This is a genomic window from Mucilaginibacter sp. CAU 1740, from assembly GCF_039839285.1.
Lineage (GTDB): Bacteria > Bacteroidota > Bacteroidia > Sphingobacteriales > Sphingobacteriaceae > Mucilaginibacter.
This window is the reverse complement of the sequence record NZ_JBDOQS010000013.1, coordinates 123,553-148,977: the sequence shown is the minus strand read 5'-3', so window position 1 is coordinate 148,977 and position 25,425 is coordinate 123,553. Positions and strand designations below refer to the sequence as shown.

The following is a 25,425-nucleotide window of genomic DNA, read 5'->3' as shown; positions in this document are numbered from 1 at the left end:
AAAACGCTGAATATATTTTTGCGTATATTGGTTCATATTTACCATTATGAACTTTAAACGCCTATCAACCGGCTTATTACTTATTATCACCATTGGTGCAACCCTTGCTTTTATAAAGCCCGAAGATGAACTGATCACCAGGATCATGGCCCAGCTTGAAAAGTGGCGGGCTGATCATCCGCAGGAAAAAGTGTATCTGCAACTTGATAAACCCAACTATGCCATTGGCGATGATATCTGGTTTAAAGCCTATGTAACCGTTGGCAGCGAACACCGCCTTTCGGCTTATAGCGATATCCTTAACGTTGACCTGATTGACGAAAACGATTCGGTAAAACGCAGTCTCAAACTACCGTTAACCGCGGGCCTCACAGCCGGCGATTTTGCCCTGGCCGATAGCATGACCGAAGGCAATTATCGTATCCGTGCCTACACCAACTGGATGCGCAACGAAGGCGACGCCTATTTTTTTGATAAAACCATAGCGGTTGTAAACGGTATCAGCAATAAGGTTTTCACCAAAACCACTTACAACTATAGCACCGCAAACGGCAAACAAAAAGCCGACGCGTTTATCACCTATACTGATTTAAATGGCATCCCCTACGTAAACAAGCCCGTAAGCTACGAGGTAGAGATAAATGGCAAATCGGTTAGCCGTGGAAAAGGCATTACTGATGATAAAGGAAACCTTACGGCTACATTCACCACTAATGCAACAGTAGCAATAACATCGGGGCATATTAATACCGATGTTAAAATTGATGATAAGCATACGGTAACCAAATCACTCCCCATAAAGGCATTATCAAACAAAGTAGATGTTCAGTTTTTTCCGGAAAGCGGGGCTTTGCTTAATGGCGTATTCTCCAAAGTAGCATTCAAAGCTGTTGGCTCTGATGGCTTGGGAGTAAACATTAAAGGCTACATAACTGACGACCAAAATACCCAGATCACAACCCTAAGCGAGACCCATTTTGGGATGGGTACTTTGAACTTTGAGCCGGAAAGCGGTAAAACTTATAAAGCGCATATCACCTATCCCGATGGCTCGGAGGGAGTTATCGATCTGCCAAAAGCAACAGATAGCGGCTACATCCTTAGCATTAATAATTATCGTGATGATAAAGTATTTGTTACCATAACCCCGGGTAAAAATGCAGGCTCAGCTTCACTGTCGGGCTTAACTGTAATAGCGCAATCTGGAGGCGAGTTGTGTTACGCTGGGAAAAGTAAAGACGACGCCACAGCGTTTTCGGCGGCTATCCCTAAAGAAAAATTTCCTTCGGGGATAATCCAGTTCACACTGTTCTCGGCCACAGGCGAACCATTGAACGAGCGGCTGGTGTTTATCCAAAATCCCGACCAACTAAAACTGGCCGTATCGTCAGATAAACAAACCTACAAACCGCGCGAAAAGGTAACCATCAACTTAAATGCTAAAAACAGCGACGACAAACCTATAATAGGCAGTTTTTCGGCATCGGTTATTGATGAAACCAAAGTGATCACAGATGAGGCTAATGAAAGTTCGATATTTTCAACCTTGCTGTTAACTTCCGATTTGAAAGGCTATATCGAAAAGCCCAATTATTACTTCACCAACGTAAGCGCCGAAACCAAGGCTAACCTGGATATACTGATGCTTACGCAAGGCTACCGCCGTTTTGAATGGAAACAGTTACTTGCCGGTAAATTTACCCCAATAGTTTTCAGGGCCGAAAAATCGTTGGAGGTAACCGGTCACCTGAAAACTTTTGGTGGCAAGCCTGTGCCAAATGGTAAAGTAACGCTGATCTCGACCGCTGGTGGTATGTTTGTTTTGGATACCGTTGCCGATGCCGAGGGCAAGTTCACTTTTAAAGACCTTGTTTTTAGGGATAGTTTGAAATTTATTGTTCAGGCGCGTACGGTTAAAGATCGCAGAAATCTGGATATCACCCTCGATAATGTAACCCAGCAACCGGTAAGCCACAACAAAAACTGGCCCGATATCCAAACCAACATTAATGATGGCGCGTCGGCTTATATCATCAACAGCAAAAGAGTTTTTGACGAGCAGGTAAAATATGGAATAGGCAACCACACTATTGTGCTAAAGGAGGTAGTGATCAAGGAGAAACGTGAAAATCAATTCAAAAACTCGGCTAACCTTAACGGTGGCGGCAATGCCGACCAAACCCTCACCAGTAAAGATTTAATGTACGGTGGCGGAATGCTTTCGCAGGTATTACAAGGCCGGTTAAACTTTGTGATATTTAAAAATGGCGTTCCCTATTCAACCCGCAGCCAGGGTACTCCAATGCAAATTGTTGTAGATGGAACATATGTTGAATCGGACTTTTTGGATAACATTACCCCAAGTGATGTGGCCACTGTTGAAGTACTGCGCACCATTGGGAATACTGCTATTTATGGATCGAGAGGAAGCGGCGGTGTATTGGTAATTACCACCAAACGCGGTGGCGGCGACACTGCTTATAACAAATATGCACCGGGCATTATAACCTATGCGCCAAAAGGTTATTACCGCGCCCGCGAGTTTTATGCGCCTAAATATGATGATCCTAAAACCAACGCAGCCATGCAAGATCTGCGCTCAACAATTTATTGGGCACCAGGTTTGTTAACGGATAAAGATGGCAATACTTCCATGAGCTTTTTTAACGCTGATGGCAGGGGAACTTATAGGGTAATTGTTGAGGGGATTGATGCGGATGGTAATTTGGGCAGGCAGGTTTATAGGTATAAGGTGGAGTAGGGTTTTAAAAAGCATATACTACAAAAACGTCATTATCCGCTATTCGAAGTCTCTGACTTCGAATCACCTATGCCTGGAGTTTGTAACTCCAGGCATAGGTATGAAACATTTCATTTTCTGTATTACTCTGGAGTTGCAAACTCCAGGCATAAACGTCCGAAGTCAGAGACTTCGGACAGCGGCGTACGAAGCAATCGCGAACTATACAGGGTAAACCTGCTAATAGGGGATTGCTTCGTACCTCGCAATGACGTCTTTATCAATTATTCGCCAAATAAAACTTCTCCCAAAAATCGATCGCCTTCGCCATTTCTCCGCTGCCGCCCATTTGGCCGCGGCCAGCACCGCCGCCCATTCCACCACGACCACCACCTCTGCCTCCGCGACCGCCGCCCATTCCGCCGCCGCCGCCTCTACCGCCACGACCACCGCCGCCGCCAAAGCCACCGGCATCTCCCTCTCCGCCGCCTCCTGAAGGCCGTTGAAAGCCATTTATTTTAAAATTGAAAGCCCACTCGGTTTTAAAAGCATCGTTACCGGCATGGAAAAAACTTAAAGGGATAGCTGCTTCATAAATTAAACTTCCATCGGCATCATAATTAATAGCCGTTTTAATGCCATAGGTGTTTGATGTGGTGATCATATCGCCATCAATATCTTTAAAACCCACTATTTTAATATAGCGTAGTTTGGTCAGCCTTTCGCGCATCAGTTCGTCGCGGTCGGCCTGAGTTAGTTCGGTGTTATCGGCGTTTGGTTTGGGAAAATCCTGTTTTTCATCGGGTGCCGATAACGGGAAGGTGATCATAAAAGCATCCTTCTTTTTCCCTTTAGGATCGATGGTTAGCGTGATGCCGGCGCGCAGCACCTTCATCTGGTCGAAGCGTTCGGTTACGCGGATGGCCGCGTACAGGTAATCTTTATCATTGGCGAGGGCATAATTTAACTTCTTTTCGTCGTTATAATACCTGAGGCTATCTCCCCACTCTTTGATGTTGCCATCAATATTGATATTTGCCGGAGGGGCCTGCAAATTATTTTTATTGTTTTGGGCCGATAATTGATTAGCTACAAGCAATTGTGCAATCAAGGCCAACGCAAAGCCGGGAAGTGCTTTTTTCATGTGAAATGAATTAGGGTTTTATGTGTAACATGATTTTTAAGACCATGGAACACGATTTTAACACTTTTATTATTGTTTTTGAGTAAATTTGTAGTTACGTATGCCAACCGAGATACAGGAAGAAACATTTACGCTCGAAGAGTTACTTGCAGGACTTAAAGAGATGCATCGTTTAATACTCTGGAACGATGATTTTAACACTTTTGATCATGTAATTCATTGTATGATGAAATATCTTGATTACTCCGAACCACAAGCTGAAAAAATTGCATGGAAGGTACACAACGAGGGCAAATGCGCCGTGCTGGAAGGTTCGTTCACCGAAATGGAAATTTACCGCAAAATTTTGCAACAGGAAGGCTTGACCGTTTCTGTAGAATAATCCAATAACCACTGCCATGATAAAAAGATCGTTTTTACTTTTAATGATGGTAGGTTGGATAAGCCTCACCGCCTGCGGACAGGGGAAAAACCTTAAGCTCGTATTTATCCGTCATGCCGAAAAGCCTGATGTTGGCGATAACCTTTCGTGCGCAGGCTTTAACCGATCGCTTAAACTTCCGGAAGTTATCAAAGCCAAATTTGGTTTGCCCGATTACATTTATGTGCCAGCATTACACCTCGGTAAATCAACACCACGGGGGCGCATGTTCCAAACCGTTTCTCCTTTAGCCGTAAAATACAACCTAACTATCAACAGCAAGTTTGAAGAAGAGGATGACGCAGGCATAGCTGCCGATCTGACCTCGAAAAAAGGCACTATCCTTATTGTTTGGGAACACAACCAGATCAAACCTTTATTAAAAGCATTAGGTTTAAAAGTAAAAGACCTTGACTGGCCGGCTAACGATTTTGATAGCATTTGGGTGGTTACCTTTAAAAAGGGCAAGCCTACTTTAACGCAAGATAAGGAAGGGATTACGCCGGGAGTTGGGTGTAGTTTTTAATCAATAAAATAACAAACACACGACTTTCTATTAATCTGCCGCGGGTTTAGCGATAGCGTAACCCGTGGTGCAAAACTACTTAAGTCTCTGACTTAAGCAACACCAAATTGGATAAATTATTGTTAAGTCCCTGGCGGATGGTATGTTGGTTTGTTGGGGTTAAGTCAGAGACTTAACCTTTTACTACCACGGGTTACGCTATCGCTAAACCCGCGGTAGTAAAAGGCTTTATATATAAACGCAAAACGCCCCGGAAAATCCAGGGCGTTTTGCGTTTATGTGTTGAGTGAAATTATTCGCTAACCAAATAATTCCAGCCACGGGTATCAGGAGCTAAACCATATTTAATAGCATCAAGCGTATCAAATACTTTTTTAGAGAACTCACGTGTTTGCGGATCGCTCAGGAAGTACTCTTCGCCTTCAAAGCTAATAGAAGCTACAGGGGCGATGGTAGCGGCAGTGCCTGCACCGAAAGCATCAGTCAGCTTGCCGTTTTTAGCACCTTCGATGATCTCGGCTACAGAAATTTTGCGTTCTTCTACCGGGATGCCCCATTCTTTAGCTAAAGCGATAACCGTATCGCGGGTTACACCATCTAATATGGTATCTTTTGCTTCGGCAGTAATCAGTTTACCATCTAACAGGAACATCGCGTTAGCGGCGCCCATTTCTTCAATAAACTTGTGCTCTTTGGCATCAGTCCAGATCAGCTGATCGAAACCTTCTTCGGCAGCTTTGCGGGCTGGCAACATCGAGCTTCCGTAGTTACCGGCAGCTTTGGCGTAGCCCATACCACCTTCGGCAGCGCGGGTATAGTGTGTTTCGATTTTAACACGCAATGGTTTTGAAAAATACGGACCAACCGGACCAACCAAAACCATGTATTTGTAAGTTGATGACGGTGTTACACCCAAGTAAGGATCTGTCGCGAACATAAACGGACGGATGTATAACGCATGGTTTGGCTGCGAAGGCACCCAATCACGGTCCAAGTCAACCAAAGTAGCGATACTTTGCAGGAAAATTTCTTCGGGCAAAGTAGGCATGCAAAGCCTCTCGGCCGATTTATTGAAACGGATAGCGTTTTTGTCCGGGCGGAAAACAGTAATTTTTCCGTCGGCATGTTTGTAGGCTTTCAGGCCTTCAAAAAATGCTTGTCCGTAATGAAGTGCAGAAATAGCTGGGCTGAGACCAATTTCGCCGTAGGGAATGACCGAGAGATTTGTCCATTCACCATTTGCATAATCGGCCACAAACATGTGGTCAGAAAAAGTTTTTCCAAAAGGTAAGTTGTCGAAATCCGTTTGCTCCAAACGGGAAGCAGTCGTCCTGCTGATCTTGATGTCCAATGTCTCGGTCATGGCGTTAAAAATTAATAAATTATAGAAAATGGCAAGGTAGGCATTTTTATGCCCTACGCCAAAAAATTATGCTTGCAATTGGTGATTACCACACATAAAAACATCATTTTGACAATATTATTGCGGTGGTTTTGCCGCCGTCCCTCAGTAGTTTAAAACGGATGTCATGCTGAGCTTGTCGAAGCATGGTGGGTAGGCCTCTGCGCGCGACCCTTCGACAAGCTCAGGGTGACGGGCCACCCAGTCAGTGTAATTTTACTTACATCCCGCTCAGCACATCATCAACCCATGCCTTACCCCAGTTGTCCTTTTCCTCATCCGTCCAAACCCAAGGATAAAAAATCCTTTTCTGAAAACGGGGAGGTAGGTATTTTTGCCAGTTGGTTCCGCCCGTAGCTTTGATATCTTCCGGCTCGCGGTTAAGGTAACGTACTGCCGATTTATAGTGCGACAGCGGCCAGTTCACATTTACGTTGATATCCAGCTGCCTTAACTCGGTTTTTAATTCTGGGGTTAGCTGCCCTTCGGTTTCAAAACGTTTAGCCAAACTGTTAAAGTTATTGGTAGCTGCTGATTTACCTAATTCAATAAAAGTTTTTGAATACTTTTTCTCAAACTGCTTTAGTGTAAGTGTTTTTTTACCGGTAGATAATTCAGTGGCGCCAAATTTCCAGTACAGGTACTCGAACTGTTCCTCAACTGAGGCATTCTTTAACTCATCGCGTTTGTCCTTAGCTACCAGATTAATAAAATCGGTAGCGTAGATCTCTATCATTCGGTATTGGCCAGATTGAAACCCACTGGCTGGTAGCAAAGACATTCTAAATTTCAGGAACTGTTCCTTCTCCATACCATCAACCATAATTTCGAACGAGTGGGTTAATGCGCCGAAATAGCGATTGATCCTTTTCAACCTCGCCGTAAAAAACTCAACGGTTAGGTGCTCAGCTTCGGCAATTTGCTTACACTCGTGCAGGGCCAGTTTAAAATACAGCTCGGTGATCTGATGATAGATGATGAAGATTTCCTCATCCGGAAAAGGCGTTTTAGGGCTTTGCAGGCTAAGCAGGGTATCCAGGTGAATATAATCCCAATAAGTTAAAAAATCGGCATAAAGGAGGCCATCCAGGTAGGAGTTCATATCCTGGCCCATGGCTTCGTACTTTTCTTGCAGACGGGTCAGTCGATCGTCTATTTCGGCGGAAAAATGCATGTAACAAAGGTAATAAAATAGTGAGCCTCGAAAACATATCGGCAAATGGTTGTTATATTTATACAAACCTTTTGATAACATGAAGATCAGGAAAGTACTCATCTGCATTGATGAGAGCGAATTTTCACAACACGCTGCCGAATACGGTTTCGACATAGCGCAAATCTATAGTGCCGAGGTTGGGCTTGTACACATTGTTGAACCTTTGGCCCCGGTTGCTGATACTACTGATACGCTCACCGGCGTGCCTTTCGACGCATCTGTTGGCCTACCCGAATCTATAGAGTTGGAAAATATCCAAACCGAACGATCGAACATAATCCTGGAACGCGCCCGTTTAGCCTTTGGCGGCGGACTTGCAGTATCAAAATTTACAGAATACGGCTTAACTGCCGATGGCATTATTGAATGTGCCGTAAATTTTAATGCAGACTTAATTGTAATGGGAACCCATCAACGTACAGGTATCGACAGGTGGTTTTTAGGCAACGTTGCCGATGATGTGATCAAAAACTCGGAGGTGCCGGTGTTGGTGGTTCCGTTTAAAAAATAATGGGTACAGGGTTTTGAGCCATACTGTTAAAGTTTTGTAAATGGTTCAAAACCCGGTGCTCATTTTATAAATGAATGAGGGTATATCCAGAAACGTCATTGCGAGGTACGAAGCAATCGCGAACTATACAGGGTGGACCTGCCTATGTGCGATTGCTTCATACCTCGCAATGATGTGTTTTTTAGTAAAGGCTTACAGTTTCTTAGTAAAGCAACCTAAACTTAATGGTATGCTCAATGGCCTTTAACTCGTTCAACACTTCAGTATCATAACCAGTATTCACATCGGTAATTACATAACCAATTTGCGGGTTAGTAACCAAAAACTCACCAACAATATTAATGTTATGACGGGCAAATACATCGTTGATCTTAGCCAAAATCCCCGGTACGTTTTTGTGGATGTGAATTAAACGGTGTGCATTGTTAACACGAGGCGGCTGCAGATCTGGAAAATTACAGCTGGTATGCGTTTTACCCTCGTTCATAAAGGCCATTACCCTTTTTGGGATAAAATCGGTATTGTGCGGATTGTGCTTAGGGTCATCGAATATAATGATACCACTATCAGTAGCGCCATCGGCCAGTTTGCGGTTGCAACGGCCAAATACGCCGATCACTTTTAAACGGCCTGCGTTTTGAACCTGTTCGGCACTTGGTTGATGTTCTTCATCACAGAATAACACACCCGCTTCTTCCAGGTAGCTTTCTTCAATAGCCTCGCGGTGGCGGATGTTGTAGCCTTCTTTTTTTAATAAGCCTACAGCCTCATCATCAACATTACCTACAACCAAACATTTAATCCGGTTTTTAGGGTATGAGATGGCGCGGGGAAGCTTATTTAGGTACAGGAACTCATCGAAACTCGGGGTAACGTGATCGGCTTTTTCGGCAACCGATTTACGTTCGATATTTTCGGTAAAGGCGAAGAACTTTTTGATCATGCCCGATTCCTTTAGCTGGAAATCAGAATATCCGTCGCCTATCCCATATATATCGCCTGGCAATTGTAGCTCTTTTAAAAGTTTTACTTTACCACCTTCCTGTGAGAGCGGATTTTCACGGTCGTAACCTATAATATTACCTTCTTCGTCGAACACGAAAGTGTTGGCGTAGATGTTTTCTTTTTTGATATGGTACTCGGTAACTACCGGGGTAATGAACTCTTTAAAGCCGCCGGATACGATCAAAACCTCATCCTGGTGATTTTTAAAGAAGATGGTGTTACGCGAAAAAGAGGTAGAAACCTTCTTTTTAAGATGGCTGATAAGTTGCTTTAAGTGATCGCGGTTAGCGTTGAGTAGCTTCACCCTTTTTTCCAAACTTTCAGTAAACGACAGCTTGCCTTCCATCGAGGCGTTGGTCAGATCTTCAATTTGCTTGTAGATATCTTCGCGGTCGGGGCGATTTTTGAGAGAGATACGGGCCAGTTCGTCGAGGGCCTCCACCTGTGTAAAGGTGCTATCGAAATCAATAATAAAGTACTGCTCCATCTTGGGTGCAAAGGTGCAAAAAATTTGCTGATGAAGTATAGGGAGTTTGTAGTTTAAATTTAAAATAACCTTTTTTTGGTAATTTAAGTTTCTGTCATTATATTTGTCTAAAGCAATCACAAGAACCACGGAAAGAACGGACATGAGCAACAAAAATTCGAAATTTAAAACTCCTTAGTAATGGAAGTAATAATTGAAGATCACTTTCTGGGTGAAGTGGCCAATTACAATAAAGTAACCGGAAAATCGCCTTTTCCGGACGAAGTGATTAAAGCTTTCAGAAAACGATTGTACCAAATCAGGCAGGCAAAAAACACCGCTGATTTACGTACGATCAAAAGCCTTCACTTCGAAAAACTAAAAGGAAAGAAATATGAAGGAAAGTATTCAATACGATTGAATATATCTTACCGTTTAATATTTCGAATTGAAAACAACGAGATCAGCAGGTTGGAGATCATGTATATTGAAGAAGTCAACAACCACTACTCATAAATTGGGGCCAGGAGCCCAGCATACTTATTATGAATAATCAGGTATTAGATCATAATGGTAACGAGATTGAAATAGAAGCATTTCATCCCGGTGAATTTTTGCAGGAGGAAATTGAAGAACGCTCAATTCTTAAAAAAGACGTTGCAAGCGCTTTGCATATCTTACCGCATCACTTAAGTGAGATTTTCGCGGGTAAAAGAAATATTTCGGCCAAACTTGCCGTAAGGCTTGAAAAGTTTTTAGGCATCAGTTCTCATTACTGGTTAGGATTACAAATGGAATATGATCTATTTATCGCTAAGGCTGAAGAGCTTTCAGCATAAATAAATCATTTCTATTTCAACGCCGTACAAATCTCCGCTATCGTTTTGCTTATCGGCTTAAATTCAATCCCGATAGCCTTTTTAATCTTCGAGTTATCAAACTCACGGGTTAATGATGCCGTTTTTGCCGATACTTTATCAATAGCCGGTACGCCGCCTGTAATAGCAGCAACAGCAGCAGCCCCACGCCAAGCTACTTCCATAACCCATGGCTTGGCAAACGTTGATGGCGGCTTTACCCCAAAGCCATTGGCAATTTCGGTTACCATACCTTTGTAATCGCGATTTTCGGCGCTGATAATATATCGCTGGGCCTTGATATCGCTATTCATTAAGCCTACCATGCTTTTGGCCACATCCTCTACATCAACAAAACCGATCCCCCCGGAGGTGTAAAATTTAAGCCCATTACGCACAGTTTTAAATAACGCACCACTGCCTTCCGTGCCTGCGCTGGCACCTATAATTAAAGATGGATTTACAATAACCGCATTCAATCCCTCAGCGATACCGCGCCAAACCTCCATTTCACTTTCCAGTTTGGAAATGGCGTAGCCATCATTTTCGGTAGATTGCTCCAGGTGATGATTTTCGGTGATCAGCTCGCCGGGTTTGGCAGCGCCTATGGCCGCTATCGAACTTACGTGAACCATCCTGATGCCGCGTTCAACGCACAGGTTAACCAAATTGGCTGTACCGGTTACATTGGTGTTGATCATCTGCTTTTTATCGGCCTGTTTTAACGATACCCAGGCCGCGCAATGGTAAACCTGCGTAACACCTTCAAGCGCATCCTCCAGCGCGAAAACATCCATCATATCGGCATCTACCCACTCAATATTCTCTGCAAAAGGAATGAGCAACGCCGGAATAACAGAAGATGCCCGCTTAGTACAACGAACGCTGTTGCCCGTAGTTACCAGAAGTTTTGCCAGTTCGGCCCCAAGAAAACCGGTAGCGCCCGTAATTAAGATCATTGTAGAGATGTGCAAATTTCAGATGTGCAAATGTGCAGATTTTAAATTTTAGATGTAAAGATTAATACAATGCTTTTACCATACAGTGGGTTACAAGCAATTTTCTTGACTTTCATTAGATTTCAATCCGCATAATTTATCCTATTCATACATCTGCACATTTGAAATTTGCACATCTGCACATCAAAAAATAATCTGCACATTTGCATATCTGCATATTTGCACATCAAAAATTATGTCGTTAGCTGATTTTTTTACGCCGATTGATCTTAAAAAGATAGCCCCTAAAAAAGGCTATTACACCAGCCAGCTTGGTGATAAAATTGTGCATTATTCTGTGGATTTCCCTGACCTGGAAGAGAAAACCGATATCGCCATTATCGGTGTTTTGGATGACAGGAACGCTATTGGCAACCCCGGCTGCTCGCTCGGCCCGGATTATATTCGCGAAAAACTATATCAGCTAAACGAAGGTGCCTACAATGTTAAAATAGCCGATCTGGGTAATATCCGCGCAGGCGAAAAAGTCACCGACACATATTTCGCGGTAAAAACGGTAGTAAGCGAATTGATTAAAAAAGATATCATCCCGGTTATTTTAGGCGGAGGGCAGGATATTACCTATGCTCAATATATGGGCTACGAAGAACTGGAACAAAAAGTAGACCTCGTGGTGATCGATTCGCACTTCGATCTTGATGAGGACGACCGTGGCGGCAGTATAGAAACCACGTCCAACTCTTATCTCAATAAAATATTCCTGCACGATCCTAATTACCTGTTCAACTTCAGCAATCTGGGTTATCAAACTTATTTTGCAAGTCAGGACAGTTTACGGGTGATGGATAAGCTTTATTTTGATGTACACCGCCTTGGCGAACTAAGCAGCAATATCGCGGCTACCGAACCGCTCATCCGTAATGCCAGCATGATCAGTTTTGATATCGGCGCTATCCGCTCGGCTGATGCTATGGGCAATGCCAACGCTACGCCTAACGGCTTTTATGGCGAGGAGGCTTGTCAGCTTTGCCGTTATGCCGGTTTTAATGACAAGCTTACGTCGATAGGTTTTTACGAGTTTAACCCGGCTTACGATAGTAATGGGCAAACAGCCTGGCAGCTATCGCAAATGATCTGGTATTTTATTGATGGTTTTTATAACCGCAAGCGCGATTTTCCGCTCAATCCAAAATCTCAATACTTGATTTATAAAACCAGTCTTACCCACGAAGACCAGGAAGTTGTATTTGTAAAAAGCAAAAAATCCGACCGCTGGTGGATGCAGGTACCCTACCCTTCGGCAGGTTCACCAAACGAGCGTTTTCATCTTGTACCCTGCAGTTATGCCGACTATAAAACAGCCACATCCGGCGAACTGCCCGACCTTTGGTGGCGCACCTATCAAAAATTAAACTGATAATCAATACTTTTACCCCGCGCAATGCGTTTAGCAAAGCGTATAGTTTTATTTTAATGAAGAAATTACTTTTTTATCTTTTCGCCCTGCTGCCATTAGCAACTTTTGCGCAAACCGGCGATACTTTTATTATTAATGGCAAATTGGGCAATGTTACCACCCCTGCCAAAGCTCACTTATTTTATCAACTGGGTGCCAATAAAGTTACCGACTCGGCCAATGTGGTTAATGGCGTGTTCACCTTTAAAGGCGAAATCATTAACCCGGTAAATGCCACCATAGTCATCAATTACAAAGGTTTACCGCTTGATAAATACCTTGATGCAGCTTACAAGTACGCCGATAATGGGGCGCTGATATCAAAAACTGCTGATGACCTTGATTTCTTCCTCGAAAAAGGCACGATCACCATCACCAGCAAAGATTCGATAGATAAAGCGCAGATCACCGGCTCACAACTTAACCTTGATAATATCAAACTGCAAGCTCAGCTTAAAGTAATTAATGCCAAAGGTGAAAAACTGATGGCCGAAGCAAAAGGAGCCACAGCCGAACAACAAAAATCGGCTACTTTCCGTAATTCGATTCAGGCAAAATATAAACTGTTGCAAGCTGAGCAAAAAGACATATTGAAAAGCTTCATCATTGCTAACCCGGATAGCTACCTGAGTTTATTAGCGCTTACTTCGGTTAGCGGTCCTGCTCCAGATCCATCAGAGATCGATCCGTTATATAACTCATTATCGCAAAACATTAGAGATACCGAGGCCGGTAAAATGATGAAAGTGCAGCTGGATGCATTAAGAGTTACCGCCATTGGTGCTGAAGCTCCGGATTTTATCCAGAATGATGTTAATGGCAACCCGGTAAAACTTTCATCCTTCAGGGGTAAATATGTGTTGATTGATTTTTGGGCATCATGGTGCGGCCCTTGTCGTCAGGAAAACCCGAATGTGGCCCGTGCTTACGGTAGGTTTAAAAATAAAAACTTTACCATAGTGGGCGTATCTTTAGATAGGCCGGATGGTAAAGCAGCGTGGCTTGCCGCCATTAAAAATGATGGCCTTACCTGGACACAGGTATCTGATCTCAAATTCTGGAATAACCAGGCGGCCGCATTATACTCGGTAACCTCTATCCCGCAAAATTTCCTGATCGATCCGCAGGGTAAGATCATTGCGAAGAACCTGCGCGGTGAAGATCTGGATGCTAAGCTGGAGCAGCTTTTTGGAAAATATAATTAATTAGTGAGTGGTGAGTAGGCGAGTAGTTCCTACAACTGAACATTCATAAAAAGATGTCATTGCAGGTAAATAAAAGGCGAGGCCTCTGAAGGACTATATGACATCAGGCGGGTCGGCCTGTCACCCAGAGCTTGTCGAAGGGTCGCGCGCAGAGGCCCGCCCACCATGCTTCGACAAGCTCAGCATGACACCCATTTTTAAACATGTCATTGCGAGGTACGAAGCAATCGCACGGAAGCAGGTCCGCCCTGTATAGTCCGCGATTGCTTCGTACCTCGCAATGACGTTTTAGAGGATAATTTTTCACCAACCCTTAAGTATATCCGCACAAATTGTAATTTTTTACAAACAATTAAATTATTTGGCGGCAAGCCATTATATTGCGGAATGAACTTGACCTCATTAAAGAAATTAACATTAACCGCTTTGGCAGGGGTACCTGCTTTAGCTTTCGCGCAAACCGCGCCATACACCATACAAGGTAAAATAGGTAATTACAACGCTCCTGCCAAGGTATACGTTGAATACCGCGATAAAGACAAAAAACTGATTGTTGACTCGGCGGTACTACACGAGGGTAATTTTAAATTTGCTGGCCAGGTAGGTACTACTCCAATAAGCGCCTACATCCTGGTTAACACAAAAGGTAGCGGATTAAGTGCCTCGGAAGATTACCATGCTGTATATCTCGAACCAGGCACTATCAATGTAAACACCGACGATAAAGTGGCCGATGCTGTTATTGACGGCACCAAAACCAACAACGATAACGAGAAATTCCGCCTCGCCGAAAAACCGGTTAACGATGCTTACGAAGCGCTTGCTGCAAAACGCAAAACCGCTACTCCGGACCAATTAGAAGTCTTGAACGCCGAAGAAAAGAAAATTGACGACCAGGACGCAGAGATCAACAAAAAATTTATCCAGGAAAACCCTGACTCATTCGTAAGCCTTAACGCGCTTGAATCATACGCTTACAGTGCTGATTATGTAGATATCGAGCCGTTATACAACAACCTGTCGGCTGCTATTAAAGCAACCGAAGCCGGTAAAAAATTTGGCGAACGTTTGCCTAAATTAAAGGCCGTAGCTTTAGGTGCAACCGCCCCTGAATTTGCCGAGGCCGATACTGCTGGTAAAATGGTGAGCCTGTCATCATTCCGTGGTAAATATGTATTGATCGATTTCTGGGCATCATGGTGTGGCCCTTGCCGCAGGGAAAACCCTAACGTGGTAAAAGCTTACAACGCTTATAAAGGCAAAAACTTCACTATTCTTGGTGTATCATTGGATAGGCCAAACGCGAAAGATAAATGGTTAGCAGCTATCCATAAAGATGGCCTAACCTGGAACCATGTATCCGACCTGAAATTCTGGGATAGCAAAGCAGCCGATCTGTATGCAGTACGCGGCATCCCTCAAAACTTTTTGTTAGATCCAAAAGGAAAGATCATCGGCAAAAACCTGCGTGGCGAGGATTTGCAGAAGAAATTAGCTGAGTTGTTTGGGAAGATTTAATTCGTTCGGTCATTGAATCATTGACCTGGAAAAGCCTTAGCAGTTTTGTTAGGGCTTTTTTGTTGATCCCCCCTTTCCCGCCACGTCATTGCGAGGAACGAAGCAATCCCCGACTGTACAGGGCGAATCTCATAACGGCTCTGCCTATTGGGGATTGCTTCGTACCTCGCAATGACGTGATGAATAAAAATACAAAAGCCCGGCTTCCGCCGGGCTTTCAAATATCTATGCTATGCAGGGAATTAAACCCCCAACAATAACCTTGCAGGATCTTCTAACAACTGTTTAACCCTTACCAGGAAGCTTACCGATTCACGACCATCAATGATCCTGTGATCATAAGATAAAGCCAGGTACATCATCGGGCGGATCACTACCTGTCCGTTAACTGCTACCGGGCGCTCAATGATGTTGTGCATACCCAGGATTGCCGATTGCGGCGCGTTGATGATAGGGGTTGAAAGCATCGAACCAAATACACCACCGTTGGTAATGGTGAATGTACCGCCTGTCATTTCAGGGATGGTCAGTTTGTTTTCGCGGGCTTTGCCTGCTAATACTACAATGGCTTTCTCAATTTCGGCGAGGCTCATGCTATCGGCATTGCGGATAACCGGAACCACCAGGCCTTTAGGTGCAGATACAGCGATAGAGATATCAGCATAATTGCTGTAAACGATCTCTTCGCCTTCAATACGGGCACCAACGGCAGGCCAATCTTTCAAAGCTTCGGTAACCGCTTTGGTAAAGAACGACATGAAGCCTAAGCCAACATTGTGTTTCTCTTTAAATTTATCTTTGTATTTAGAGCGCAGTTCCATGATCGGCTGCATATCAACCTCGTTAAAGGTGGTAAGCATAGCCGTTTCATTTTTAACCGATACCAAACGTTTGGCAACAGTTTTACGCAATGAAGTCATTTTTTCGCGTTTCTCACTTCTCTCGCCAGATGCCACAACAGCTGGAGTAGTAGTTACCGGAGCAGGAGTTGCAGCAGCGGCAGGTTTAGCAGGGGCAGCTTGCACGTTCAGTGCATCACCTTTAGTAATACGGCCATCAACACCAGTACCAGCTACAGAACCAGCAGCAACGCCTTTTTCGGCCAATATTTTAGCAGCAGCAGGCGATGGAGTACCTGATGCGTAAGTTTTTGAGCCTTCGGCAACGGCACCACCTTGCGGTGATTCATCAGCAGCACTAACTACGGCCGGAGTTACCGGGGTAGCGGCGGTTGCAGCACCGGCACCTTCAATAGTACAAACCACAGCGCCAATTGGCAATACATCACCTTCTTTAGCGATGGTTTTTAAAGTACCCGCTTTTTCGGCAGTAAGTTCAAAAGTTGCTTTGTCTGATTCTAATTCAGCAATAGCCTCGTCCATGGCAACAGCTTCGCCGTCTTTTTTGATCCAGCGTGATAAAGTTACCTCGGTAATTGATTCGCCTACGGTTGGCACTTTGATCTCGATTGACTCTGATGAAGCAGGTGCAGCAGCTACAGGAGCGGGAGCAGCAGCTGGCTGAGCAACAGGAGCCGGAGCGGCTTCTTTTGCCGGAGCAGGGGCAGCAGCTTCAGCGCCACCATCTTCAATGTTGGCAACAACAGCGCCAATGGCTAAAACATCGCCTTCGGCAGCAACAATTTTTAAAGTACCGGCTTTTTCGGCAGTAAGCTCAAAAGTAGCCTTGTCTGATTCCAGTTCGGCAATCACCTCGTCCATTTCAACGCGGTCGCCATCTTTCTTTTTCCAGCTTGCAAGGGTTACTTCTGTAATTGATTCGCCTACGGTAGGCACCTTAATCGCTAAACTCATATTATCGTTTTGTAGATTTTATTTTTTGTAAATGGATATTCTGTTTGCGGGGACATTGATCTCTGGATCAATCAGCACCGGCATCAGCCATTTTCTTTGTTGTTTTTTTGATAGCTTCTTTAACCACTTTGCCTGCTGGCGCTTCAAACGCTTTTGATACAATGTAAGCCTGTTGCGCGGCGTGCTGCTTAGCAAAACCGGTAGCAGTACTTGCACCTTCAATCCTCGAGATCACACTCAGGTTAATCAGTTTATCATTATGGAACTTACGGCAAATGTATGGCCACGCACCCATGTTTTCAGGCTCTTCCTGTACCCAGATAAATTCTGTAGCTTTTTCGTACTTGGCTTTCACCTTCAATATCTGTGTAACCGGGGTTGGGTACAACTGCTCAATACGTACAATGGCCACATCCTTACGTTTATCGGCCTGTTGTTTATCTAACAGATCGTAATAAACTTTACCGGTACACAGCAGTACACGTTTTACTTTTTTAGGATCGGCATAGGTGTCGTCGATCAATTCGTGGAATTTACCGCTGGTAAAATCTTCAATTGGCGATACACATTTAGGGCTGCGCAATAAACTCTTAGGCGAGAAGATGATGAGCGGCTTGCGGAAATCACGGTGCATCTGTCTCCTTAAAATGTGGAAGAAGTTTGCAGGCGTAGTACAGTTAGCCACCTGGATATTATCATCGGCACAAAGCTCAAGGAAACGTTCTACACGGGCCGAAGAGTGCTCAGGCCCCTGGCCTTCGTAACCATGAGGTAATAGCATAACCAGGCCGTTACCACGTTGCCATTTTGTTTCGGCACTGGCAATGTACTGGTCTACTATGATCTGGGCACCGTTAAAGAAGTCACCAAATTGTGCTTCCCAAATGGTTAAGGCGGTAGGGTTTGCAAGGGCATAGCCGTATTCAAAACCTAATACACCATATTCAGAAAGCAGTGAGTTGAAAATGCTCAGTTTAGCTTCCGGGTTGATCTCCGCAAGTGGAGTAAACTCATCTTCCGAATCAACCAAAGTTAATACCGCGTGACGGTGAGAGAAAGTACCGCGTTTAACGTCTTCCCCGCTCAGCCTTACCGGATAACCTTCTTTTAATAAAGTACCGTAAGCCAGCAATTCGCCCATAGCCCAGTCAAACACTTTGGTAGTGTTCACCATCGCGCTGCGGTCTTCAAATAATTTCTCAATTTTTTTGAAGAACTGTTTGTTTGGAGGTAGTGTGGTCAGTTTATTACCGATCTCCAATAACTCAGCTTCAGGAACCGAGGTATCGATAGCTTTTACCAGTTCTTTGTGGCTGGCCAAATGCAATCCGCTCCAGGCACCTTCAAACATGGCAATGGTATCGGTAAACCTTTCTTCCGATTTTACTTCATCCAGTTTTTGCTGCAACTCATCACGGAAAGCTTTTTCCATGCTTTTCAAAAACTCGGCATCAATGCTTCCTTCGTCAATCAGTTTCTGGTTGTAAATTTTTAACGGGTTAGGGTGCGCGTCGATAGCTTTGTACAACAACGGCTGGGTGAATTTAGGCTCATCCGCCTCGTTGTGGCCATAACGACGGTAGCACAGGATATCGATAAACACATCCTCGTTAAATACCTGCCTGTACTCCATAGCAAGGTTAACAACGTAAGCTAAAGCCTCAACATCGTCACCATTTACGTGGAATACCGGCGAAAGCACAGTTTTAGCCACATCTGTACAGTAAGTACTTGAACGGGCATCTTTATAGTTGGTAGTAAAACCTATCTGGTTGTTAATAACCAGGTGAATGGTGCCGCCAGTGCGGTAGCCATCCAGTTTTTCCATCTGTAAAACTTCGTACACAATACCCTGACCGGCAATTGAAGCATCACCATGGATCAGGATCGGGGCGATCTTTGAATGGTCGCCGCCATATTTAAAGTCGATTTTTGAGCGGGTGATACCTTCTACAACCGGATCAACTGCTTCCAGGTGCGACGGGTTAGGGCAAAGGCTCAGGTGAACTTTTTTACCGCTTTTGGTATGCACATCGGTAGAGAAACCTAAGTGATATTTTACGTCGCCACCAAAAGGTGATTCCGAATCGTAGTTTTTACCTTCAAACTCAGAGAATACCTCTTTATAGGTTTTCTCCATAATGTTGGTTAATACGTTCAAACGGCCACGGTGAGCCATACCGATGATAAACTCTTCGATACCCAGGTCGGCACCATTTTTAATAACCGAATCCATCGATGGGATCAGCGCCTCGGCACCTTCTAACGAGAAACGTTTCTGACCTAAAAATTTAGTACCCAAAAAGTTTTCGAAGGTTACAGCCTCGTTCAACTTGCTGAGCATTTCTTTTTTCTCATCAAGGGTGAACGATGGCGTATTGCGGCGGCTTTCCATCCGCTCTTCAAACCATTTAATTTTTATAGGGTTGCGGATATATTTGTATTCCGCGCCGATAGAACGGCAGTAAGTATCTTCAAGCAACTGGCGAATGTCGCGCAGTTTGGCGGCACCTAAACCAACTTCAACACCGGCGTTAAATACGGTATCCAGATCGGCTTCAACCAAACCGAAAGTTTCCAGGTCTTTACCCGGAAAATAGTGACGGCGCTCACGTACAGGGTTTGTTTTTGAAAACAAATGCCCGCGCGACCGGTAGCCGTCAATCATGTTTAAAACGCTAATTTCTTTCAGGAAATGCTCGGGAGTAGCTTCACCAACAACACCTGGCTGTATCGCGGCAGATGCTTCGGTATCCTTACCAAAATCAAAGCCTTCAAAAAATTTTTGCCATCCGTAGTCTACTGATTCCGGCTCCTGTTTGTACTGTTCGTATAGGGAAGATATGTAGGCAGCGTTACCGCTATTGATATAATTGAGACGATCCATGTTAAACTGATCTTTAAAACGGTACAAAAGTAAACATATACCGTTATATACTTCATAATTAATTGCAAAGAAATTTAACCACTGTTGGGCTTATTTTACCCATCAGTAACAAAGCAGGTGTTTTTTTGATTAGGTAAACGGTGATTAGTGGAAAAGAGTATTGGGTGGATATCATAAACAGAGAAAAATCGTCTCTCCCTGGCGTCATTGCGAGGCACGAAGCAATCGCGAACAATACAGAACGGATTTGCAAAGCGCTCGCTTCCGTGCGATTGCTTCGTACCTTATAATGAAGGCTTTTTTTATTAGTTGTTAACCTGTGGTCGGTGTTTTCACCGTACCACATGATTTGAAGAAGTTACATTAATTGGGACGAAAGCATTCTGCCCAGAAAGTGGTTCGGTGAAAACACCGACCACAAGCTAAATAAAATTTTTGCTTTATTAAGCCTCCACCAAATCCCCCGCCTCATCGATGGATGACGGCTGCCAGGTGATCACAAAATCGGTTTTTGCTTCCAATTCTTTGGGTAGTTTGGTGGCAATGGTGTACTTGCTTTCTTTTGCGTCATTCACCCCGGCAATAAAAGCCCAGTTGCCCCAGTTGCTGGCGGGTGAGTAATCGATCAGCTTTTCTTCAAAGTAGGCCGCTCCTTTTGTCCAGTCGGCTTTGAGGGTGTTTACTAAATAATCGGCAACTACCTGGCGGTTTTGGTTGCTGATGTAGCCGGTGGCGTTAAGCTCGTGCATAGCGGCATCGATGAGCGGCACACCAGTTTCGCCGAGTTTCCATTTATCAAATAGCGCATCATGGTCGGTTGCTAATTCGGCAGCTTCATTCTTAGCGCTGATAAACTTCTGTCCATGTTTTTTAAACATAAACCTGAAGTAATCGCGCCAAAGCAATTCAAGCTTTAACAGGTTGCCGTTGTTGCCGTATTTCTGAATTTCCCAATAAACTTGTCTCGGCGAGATACAGCCGATCGAGATCCATGGTGAAAGTTTAGTTGAATTGTCGTTCCCGTTTTTTCCTTTTTGCTTGGCCGAACTATCAATATTAGATAGACTTTTATGCAGCTGAACCAAAGCGGCGGTCTCCCCGCCCTGAAAATACTCGGTAGCGCGCGGATCATCAATTGGTTCGGTTAAACCTAATTGCTGCAAAGTTGGCAATTCACCGGCATCGGTAATCTCGGGCACGCTGATATGATCAGGCGTAGGTACAACCGGGCGCACATTGCTATCACGCTCTACTTTCTTTTTAAAAACCGCGAAGCTATCCGGGATATCTTTTATCGGGAAAGGAAGATCTTCCTTATGGTACATGGTATGTCCGATGAAATGTTTGAGATTAAGCCTCATTTTCCAAAGGGCGGCTTCAACCTGCTCGGAAATATTGGTTTCCTCGTACGCTACTTCCCGGTGGTGGTAAACTTCGCTTACATGATACTCTTCAGCAAGTTGAGGGATGATCTCGGCGGGGCTGCCTATCCTGATGATAAGTTCGGCACCAAAGCCCTGTAGGTTTTTACGCAGATCGGCTACCGCCTCTAATAAAAACCTCGCCCTGAAATTTCCCGTTTTGTTTGCCCCTGTTTCGGTGGGTTGAAAATAATAAGGATCAAAACAATAAACCGGCAGTACTTTATCAGCCTTGCGTACGGCTTCTAACAAAATCTCGTTATCATGAATACGCAAGTCATTTCTAAACCAAACCAGAATAGTTTTATCACTCATAGTTAAACAGGGGGTTAACTGAATAATGCAGTATTGCAAAAATGCAATTTATTTGCGTTTTCTGCACATTTTGCCACAACATTATGACACCGGCACAACATTTTATTACGAGCTTAAGCTAATTTAAAAGCTTTTAGCCCATGGCAAATGCCTGTTCATTGTGTTAATTATACGCAAAACCCGGGTAAAAGTTATGGAGATGGCCTTTAGCAACAAAATGTTACAACGGTTAAATAATAATCTGACCGTTTTTCGTAGAGACGCATAATTGCGTCTTCCGGAGGACAAGCGGCTATGCATGGCAAAAAATCAGTTAAGCTTTGCTATCGTAAATTGCAGGCGGGAGACGCAATTATGCGTCTCTATAGAAAAAATATTATTGATCAGCCTTGATCTTCGCCTTTATTACAGAATCTTTTTGGGCCTGCGTTAACTTGTAATTAAACTGAAAAAGCGCACCCTCAAAATCACCGTACGATGCGTTGGGTAACACAATATAACGATCGCCAAATTCCTTCATTAGTTTTTGTGTAGTGGCGGTACGGTTTTCCTCCGAAGGATGGCTATCATACAACAGATCAAAATCGGGCAGGTTATCGCCGCAAAGCAACAGGATATTGTGCGTTTTCAAAACATTGATACGGCGGGCTTCTTTGCTTGATGAACCTGTTTTCAGCAGCAAGTGTGCATCATCAGCATTAGGGAAGTTATATAGCTGTAAGTTTTTTAACGTGGCGGCACGCTCATTCTCGTTACGGTTGGTAACGTAAAAAATGGTAATGCCTTTTGATGCAGCGTATTTAAAAAAGGCAGGTGCGCCGGGTACGGTATCGGCAATGGCTTTGTCTGTCCATTGTTTCCAGGTGGCATCGGTATAATCTAAATTTTGCAGGGCCCGGTGCGCGTCGTAAGGGCTGTTATCTAAAACTGTCTCGTCAATATCGGTTACAATTGCCCAGGGCTTATCACCTGTTTTTTTTATCCCTTCATCAACCCTTAGTTTAGCTATATTATACGCCTGGAAGCACAAGGCCTTGTATTCGGCAGCACGCTGTTGCCATAGTGATGCCCAAACTTTACCATCGTTGGTGATGCTGGTATTTGAACTTGCAGTTTTTTTAACAGACGAACAGGCTGCGAATAGTAACAGGCCTGATAACAGATAGCTATAGTGTTTTTTCATATTGGTTGATGAAATTAAGACAATGGTACGTAACAACTTTTGTCATGCTGAGGCACGAAGCATCTTCTTCACACTCCCTTGCAAATTTATTGAGTTTTGGCTGGATAACAAAAGCGCAATAAAGCTTGCTATAGTTATCGTTAAAATTGCTTGCTCAAAAGAATAGAATTATATTTATTGCAGCTTTTAAGAATCACCTTTCCTTATGTACAAATCCATCGCCACTTTATTTTCCGTTCTGTTTTGCATGCTCGCATTTAATCATGCATCTGCCCAAAATACAGCGAAAACAGAAGAAGAACAATGGAGCAAAAAAGATACTAAAACCTACAATATCATATCCATTGATGGTAAAAATCAAAAAGTAACTATCATACCCGACTATGGAAACCACGTACTTAAAATAACATCGTTAAAGGAAACTATCAGCATATCTGATTATTGGGGTGTACCACCCGAAACACGTTTGCTGAACAAGAACTTTATCGAGATAAAATATGCGGTAAGGGGCGGGTCTGATTTAGGCTTAGGCAACATACTGATCATTTGCGTTAATAACACTCATCTATATGAAGCTATGCATGTTTTAGGATATGTAAACAGTGAAACAATGGGCGAAAACGCCCATTATAAAGTAACGCTTACTTCAAATGCTAAGAACACCAGCAACAAAGTCAATGCGCACATTCATGATGATATTAATTCAAAGCGCTACCCCGAAACAAATTATGTTTATGACAATAATACTGTTTTAGCATTTGATACTGCGCAGAACGTTTTTTACAGCGTTAAAGAAAATTTATATGATCATTTTATCAAAGTAAAAAACAAAGCCAAACAAAAGGTTGCAGGTATGTTCCCGATGCTCCTTTTAGGTAAGGAAACTTATTACTTTATTAACGATAAGTGGTACACCGGGGATCTTGATAAAGAAATGTTTGAGTTTAAGTAAACCAGGGAACTGCTTCCCTCCCACTTGCATATTTAAGCATTACTTATACAGCAGTTTTTACAACAAAAATGCCCGGGAAAATCTCCCGGGCATTTTGCTTTTATAATATTTGCGAATAATTATAAGATCAGGATCAACACCAAAATAATGATGATGATAGCACCTACCGAAAGATAGATACCGCCGCCGCCCAATGCATTGGCTTCTTTTTTCATGCCTTTAAGCTCGGTGCGCAATTCTTTACGTTCTTCTTTGCTCAGCTCCGATTTGTCCATCGCTTTAATTTCCTGAACGCGGGCTTTTATCTCTTCAACACGGGCTTGTTTCTGCTCGGTTGTCATGGTGGCAATTTCCTCTTTGCTTAATGGGGTTAGCGCGTGGCTATCCGCTGCAAAACTGGTTAAGGCTGTAAATGATAACAGCAAAGTAAGTGCTAATAAATAAATCTGCTTTTTCATAGTTGTAGTTTTTTAATGTGATCTGTACATTGGAAAATTAAAATCGAACAAAAATGTTTTAACAAATTTTAAATTTATTGTAAACCAATTGCTTAAAGGCATACAAAGTAGGCTGCTTCAAACACATGGCCTACACTTAATTTCTGAATAGCTTCCTTTTCTTTGATATCAACCTGCTTGCCTTCGGTATCAGCACAGCCCAGCCATGGCTCAATGCACACAAAATCGGCACCGGGTTTAGCCCAGATACCGAGGTAGTTAAAATGCGGAAATTCGAGTGCTAAGGTTTGATCGTGCTTGTCGCATTTAATGGTCAGCATGCGCGATTTCAGGTCTTTAAAAACCAGGGCGTCGGCGTTAAACAGATCGCGGGTTAGGTAAAGTTTTTTATTAGGCGTTGGTACGGCTTCGGTTACGCCGCTAAAGAAACCATCTTTTGATAGTACGTGCGTATCCAGGTGCTCTTCTGTTTCAAACTCCAGGTAATAATCTTCGTAATTTTCGCCTTTGTTAAACGGAACATTAAACGCCGGGTGACCGCCAACCGAAAAATAGATCGGCTTTTTATCCAGATTGATCACCTTATAGGTAATGCGTAAGGCTCCTTCCATTAAGTGGTACAGGATCTGGAAATCGAACTTAAAAGGATAAACCTTCAGTGTATTTTCGCAGTTTGGTAACGAGTAGCTTGCCGATGTTTCGTCGTTCTCCAATAAAAAAAACTCCGATTGACGGGCAAAGCCGTGACGGTTCATCGGGTACTTTTCATCATCAACCACCAGTTCGTTATTGATCAGGCCACCAACAATGGGGAACAGGTTAGGCGCGTGCCACGGCCATACCTTTTCGTCGGCCTGCCACATGTGTTCTGTTTTGGTGGCTTTGTTATAAAATGAACTTAATTGCGCACCTTTTGTATTGATGCTTACGCGGATAAATTCGTTTTCGATAGTGGTGATCATGGGTGTA

The 25,425-nt window shown here is 43.6% G+C and carries 21 protein-coding genes; 10 read left to right on the top strand and 11 right to left on the bottom strand.

All coding sequences use genetic code 11. From position 1 onward, the window contains the following. The first annotated feature begins 46 nt into the window (after positions 1 to 46). A complete protein-coding gene (locus tag AAFN85_RS24645) occupies positions 47 to 2,761 on the top strand; it encodes a TonB-dependent receptor (RefSeq protein ID WP_347530430.1) in 2,715 nt (904 codons plus the stop codon). 259 nt (positions 2,762 to 3,020) lie between these two features. On the opposite strand, the gene AAFN85_RS24640 is transcribed toward AAFN85_RS24645, so the two are convergent. Next, positions 3,021 to 3,884, bottom strand: a complete 864-nt coding sequence (locus AAFN85_RS24640; protein ID WP_347530429.1) for a hypothetical protein — start codon at positions 3,882 to 3,884, stop codon at positions 3,021 to 3,023. Between the two features lie 100 nt (positions 3,885 to 3,984). Between AAFN85_RS24640 and AAFN85_RS24635 the strand changes: the two genes are divergently transcribed. Both AAFN85_RS24635 and AAFN85_RS24630 read left to right on the top strand, forming a co-directional pair. After that, positions 3,985 to 4,266: an ATP-dependent Clp protease adaptor ClpS gene (locus AAFN85_RS24635; RefSeq protein WP_119411005.1), complete on the top strand. Its 282-nt coding sequence runs from the start codon at positions 3,985 to 3,987 to the stop codon at positions 4,264 to 4,266. A 16-nt stretch (positions 4,267 to 4,282) separates the two neighbouring features. Next, positions 4,283 to 4,831, top strand: a complete 549-nt coding sequence (locus AAFN85_RS24630) for a histidine phosphatase family protein (RefSeq protein ID WP_347530428.1) — start codon at positions 4,283 to 4,285, stop codon at positions 4,829 to 4,831. Positions 4,832 to 5,123: 292 nt separating this feature from the next. On the opposite strand, the gene AAFN85_RS24625 is transcribed toward AAFN85_RS24630, so the two are convergent. Together AAFN85_RS24625 and AAFN85_RS24620 are read right to left on the bottom strand one after the other, a co-directional pair. Continuing rightward, positions 5,124 to 6,194, bottom strand: a complete 1,071-nt coding sequence (locus AAFN85_RS24625) for a branched-chain amino acid aminotransferase (RefSeq protein WP_347530426.1) — start codon at positions 6,192 to 6,194, stop codon at positions 5,124 to 5,126. A gap of 259 nt (positions 6,195 to 6,453) precedes the next feature. Next, a complete protein-coding gene (locus tag AAFN85_RS24620) occupies positions 6,454 to 7,407 on the bottom strand; it encodes a tryptophan 2,3-dioxygenase family protein (protein ID WP_347530424.1) in 954 nt (317 codons plus the stop codon). Positions 7,408 to 7,486: 79 nt separating this feature from the next. Here AAFN85_RS24620 and AAFN85_RS24615 point away from each other — a divergent pair, with 79 nt between their 5' ends. Next, the gene (locus tag AAFN85_RS24615) at positions 7,487 to 7,960 is read left to right on the top strand and encodes a universal stress protein (protein ID WP_347530423.1); all 474 of its coding nucleotides are present in this window, start codon (positions 7,487 to 7,489) and stop codon (positions 7,958 to 7,960) included. Positions 7,961 to 8,162: 202 nt separating this feature from the next. Here the strand turns inward: AAFN85_RS24615 and AAFN85_RS24610 are convergent, their stop codons facing one another. Beyond that, positions 8,163 to 9,452 (bottom strand): HAD-IB family phosphatase, encoded by a 1,290-nt coding sequence (locus AAFN85_RS24610; protein WP_347530421.1) that lies wholly within the window; start codon positions 9,450 to 9,452, stop codon positions 8,163 to 8,165. Between the two features lie 180 nt (positions 9,453 to 9,632). On the opposite strand from AAFN85_RS24610, the gene AAFN85_RS24605 reads away from it, so the two are divergent. Continuing rightward, entirely contained in the window at positions 9,633 to 9,947 is a 315-nt protein-coding gene (locus AAFN85_RS24605) for a type II toxin-antitoxin system RelE/ParE family toxin (RefSeq protein ID WP_347530420.1), read from the top strand. A 29-nt stretch (positions 9,948 to 9,976) separates the two neighbouring features. Next, entirely contained in the window at positions 9,977 to 10,270 is a 294-nt protein-coding gene (locus tag AAFN85_RS24600) for a HigA family addiction module antitoxin (protein ID WP_347530419.1), read from the top strand. An 11-nt stretch (positions 10,271 to 10,281) separates the two neighbouring features. On the opposite strand, the gene AAFN85_RS24595 is transcribed toward AAFN85_RS24600, so the two are convergent. Beyond that, entirely contained in the window at positions 10,282 to 11,247 is a 966-nt protein-coding gene (locus tag AAFN85_RS24595) for an NAD-dependent epimerase/dehydratase family protein (RefSeq protein ID WP_347530417.1), read from the bottom strand. Positions 11,248 to 11,482: 235 nt separating this feature from the next. On the opposite strand from AAFN85_RS24595, the gene AAFN85_RS24590 reads away from it, so the two are divergent. The 3 genes from AAFN85_RS24590 (at position 11,483) to AAFN85_RS24580 (ending at position 15,426) form a co-directional block, all read left to right on the top strand. Next, complete coding sequence (locus tag AAFN85_RS24590) at positions 11,483 to 12,664, top strand: formimidoylglutamase (RefSeq protein ID WP_347530416.1); 1,182 nt, start codon at positions 11,483 to 11,485, stop codon at positions 12,662 to 12,664. A gap of 56 nt (positions 12,665 to 12,720) precedes the next feature. After that, positions 12,721 to 13,908 carry a TlpA disulfide reductase family protein gene (locus AAFN85_RS24585; protein WP_347530415.1) on the top strand — a complete coding sequence of 396 codons (1,188 nt, stop codon included), beginning with the start codon at positions 12,721 to 12,723 and terminating at the stop codon, positions 13,906 to 13,908. 387 nt (positions 13,909 to 14,295) lie between these two features. Continuing rightward, the gene (locus AAFN85_RS24580; protein WP_347530414.1) at positions 14,296 to 15,426 is read left to right on the top strand and encodes a TlpA disulfide reductase family protein; all 1,131 of its coding nucleotides are present in this window, start codon (positions 14,296 to 14,298) and stop codon (positions 15,424 to 15,426) included. Between the two features lie 242 nt (positions 15,427 to 15,668). Here AAFN85_RS24580 and odhB read toward each other — a convergent pair whose 3' ends face one another. The 4 genes from odhB to AAFN85_RS24560 all read right to left on the bottom strand — a co-directional run bounded on the left by odhB (position 15,669) and on the right by AAFN85_RS24560 (position 23,046). Further along, positions 15,669 to 17,240: a 2-oxoglutarate dehydrogenase complex dihydrolipoyllysine-residue succinyltransferase gene (gene odhB / locus AAFN85_RS24575; RefSeq protein WP_347530412.1), complete on the bottom strand. Its 1,572-nt coding sequence runs from the start codon at positions 17,238 to 17,240 to the stop codon at positions 15,669 to 15,671. 67 nt (positions 17,241 to 17,307) lie between these two features. Beyond that, a complete protein-coding gene (locus AAFN85_RS24570) occupies positions 17,308 to 20,127 on the bottom strand; it encodes a 2-oxoglutarate dehydrogenase E1 component (RefSeq protein WP_347530411.1) in 2,820 nt (939 codons plus the stop codon). 443 nt (positions 20,128 to 20,570) lie between these two features. Then, positions 20,571 to 21,863 carry a DASH family cryptochrome gene (locus tag AAFN85_RS24565; RefSeq protein WP_347530409.1) on the bottom strand — a complete coding sequence of 431 codons (1,293 nt, stop codon included), beginning with the start codon at positions 21,861 to 21,863 and terminating at the stop codon, positions 20,571 to 20,573. Between the two features lie 376 nt (positions 21,864 to 22,239). Further along, the gene (locus tag AAFN85_RS24560; protein ID WP_347530408.1) at positions 22,240 to 23,046 is read right to left on the bottom strand and encodes a 5'-nucleotidase, lipoprotein e(P4) family; all 807 of its coding nucleotides are present in this window, start codon (positions 23,044 to 23,046) and stop codon (positions 22,240 to 22,242) included. A gap of 247 nt (positions 23,047 to 23,293) precedes the next feature. Between AAFN85_RS24560 and AAFN85_RS24555 the strand changes: the two genes are divergently transcribed. Continuing rightward, on the top strand, positions 23,294 to 23,998 hold the full coding sequence (locus AAFN85_RS24555; RefSeq protein ID WP_347530406.1) for a hypothetical protein: 705 nt from the start codon (positions 23,294 to 23,296) through the stop codon (positions 23,996 to 23,998). 119 nt (positions 23,999 to 24,117) lie between these two features. On the opposite strand, the gene AAFN85_RS24550 is transcribed toward AAFN85_RS24555, so the two are convergent. Both AAFN85_RS24550 and AAFN85_RS24545 read right to left on the bottom strand, forming a co-directional pair. After that, positions 24,118 to 24,456 (bottom strand): hypothetical protein, encoded by a 339-nt coding sequence (locus AAFN85_RS24550; protein WP_347530405.1) that lies wholly within the window; start codon positions 24,454 to 24,456, stop codon positions 24,118 to 24,120. A 92-nt stretch (positions 24,457 to 24,548) separates the two neighbouring features. Then, on the bottom strand, positions 24,549 to 25,418 hold the full coding sequence (locus AAFN85_RS24545; RefSeq protein ID WP_347530404.1) for an aldose 1-epimerase family protein: 870 nt from the start codon (positions 25,416 to 25,418) through the stop codon (positions 24,549 to 24,551). Positions 25,419 to 25,425: the final 7 nt, after the last annotated feature.